This is a genomic window from Aminobacter sp. P4_H6_2, assembly GCF_056400805.1.
Map to the genome: position 1 here is coordinate 1 of NZ_JBFUKO010000853.1, position 1875 is coordinate 1875.

Annotated in this window: 3 protein-coding genes; all 3 read right to left on the reverse strand. The window is 62.2% G+C overall.

Annotation, left to right across the window (positions count from 1 at the left end; all coding sequences use genetic code 11):
- Positions 1 to 60 precede the first annotated feature (60 nt).
- On the reverse strand, positions 61 to 843 hold the full coding sequence (locus tag AC1DUU_RS30950) for an anti-sigma factor family protein (protein ID WP_476787131.1): 783 nt from the start codon (positions 841 to 843) through the stop codon (positions 61 to 63).
- Positions 840 to 1379 carry an RNA polymerase sigma factor gene (locus tag AC1DUU_RS30955; protein WP_476787132.1) on the reverse strand — a complete coding sequence of 180 codons (540 nt, stop codon included), beginning with the start codon at positions 1377 to 1379 and terminating at the stop codon, positions 840 to 842. The genes AC1DUU_RS30950 and AC1DUU_RS30955 overlap by 4 nt, the downstream gene beginning before the upstream one ends.
- A gap of 202 nt (positions 1380 to 1581) precedes the next feature.
- On the reverse strand, positions 1582 to 1875 hold a 294-nt coding region (locus AC1DUU_RS30960), incomplete at its 5' end, for a hypothetical protein (protein ID WP_476787133.1).

Below are 1875 nucleotides of genomic sequence, written 5' to 3' on the forward strand. Positions count from 1 at the left end.
GTCGCGCTCTATGCCAGCGAGCGCAAGCGCGGCCCCCAACCAAGCCCGCGATAGAGCCGGTCAGGGCAGGCCGAGCGCCTTTTTCTCTTCCGCTTCCGACAGCGGCGCCCCGGCCTGGGTGGTGGTCAGATAGGCATCGACAGTTTCGGAGGTCCCGGCCGGAACGTAGTCTTGTCCTGCAGCGGGTGCCGCCACTGCAAGCCTGAGATCCCATTGCTGGTCGACGCGACAAACGACAGAAACCAGCGACGACTTCGACGGTCGATGAAGCTCGAACTCACGGCAGAGCGCACCCGCCTCGTCACGGAAACTGGAAACGAGTTTTACTGTCGTGTCGCCGACGGTCACATCGTTACCTGACGGTGTGGCGTCAATCGCCCTGACGATGGCCGGATCGTGGAGCGAAGCGACGGCAAAACCATCCGCAGCCGATCCGCCGGACTTTCCGGCAAGATACCCGCCGGCGCCGACGATGACGGCAGCGAGCGAAGCCGCCAGCGGCAGTGCCCAGCTCGAGCTGATCTTGCGTGGCGCGCGCGGCTGAAACGCGATGACGTTCTCCTGAGTAGGCAGTTCGCTTGCTTCGACAGGTGCGTTGTCCCGCTGACGCGCCTCGTCGATCAATTTTTGCACCGACAACGTCAGGGTGTCGGGTACCGGTTCGTCGATCAAAGGCTTCAGCGTAGCCGATGCCTGGGCGCGGCTTTCCATGAAGGTGGCGACGCGGGCAATTAGCGCGTCATCGGTGCCCATGGCCTCCTCGATTGTCGCCGTGGTTTCAGCGTCGAGCTCGCCGTCGGCGAAGGCCATAAGGGTTTCGTCGTCGAAATCGCGCCTGTTCATATCTTCCCACCTTTTTCGGGTGAACGGTCCGCCGCGGGGTTTATTCCGGCTGCCTCTGCAAGATTCTTGCGCGCGCGGGCAAGCCTGCTCATGACAGTGCCAATGGGGATCGACAACACCTCGGCTGCTTCCTTGTAGGACAGATCCTCGACGCAGACGAGCAGCAGCACCTCGCGCTGTTCGTCGACAAGCTCGTCGATCGCCACAGCCACGCTTTTCAGCGTGAGGCGCGCTTCGACGTCGCGTTCGCCGCTCGAACCGACAATATCCTGGCGGTCGTCGATGTCTTCGCGCGGGCCAGCCGTCTTTGTGCGCCTGACCTGGTCGATCCACAGATTGCGCAGGATGCGAAACATCCATGCGTCGAAACGGCTGCCCGCCTCGAACCGCTCCTGTCCGGCAAGCGCCCGCTCGCAGGCCGCCTGCACCAGGTCATCGGCAAGGTCGCGCGACCGGCACAGCGAGATGGCGAACCGTCGCAGATTGGGCAGGAAAGCGACCAGACGATCGCTGACCGGAACCTCGTCACCCTTCATGCAGTCGTATCCTGTCTCTCCCCCGCGAATAATACGGTCCCCGAAGGAATAAGAAGGGGCTTCGTCCGTTGGGCCCAAAATGCACAAATGTAGTCAAAATGATATGGGATGCCGAAAGGCTTATGTGGATCGCTAACATTTGCCGTCGGTGTGCCGCATCGCCAGGAAAGGACAAACCATGCCTCTGAAGCCCCCATCGGGTTCACTTGCGATTGTTTTCGCGCTGGCCTTGAGCGGCGCGACTTTTGGTGCCCCTGTGGCAACGCCTTTGATAGGGCAGGTATTTGGAACTGGCCTTGTATTCGCCGATGATGACGATGACGGGGGCAGCGGTGGTGGAGGCGGAAGCTCCTCCGGCGGCAGCAGGGACTCTAGTACGGCGGCACAAGGGGTTGGAAAGGGGCGAAGCCTTTTCGACCTTTTCCGCAAACCGGAACCACGCCGCAAGGCAGGCGCACGGCCGGCTCCCGCACTTGTGCGCCAGGCGCCGCAAGAG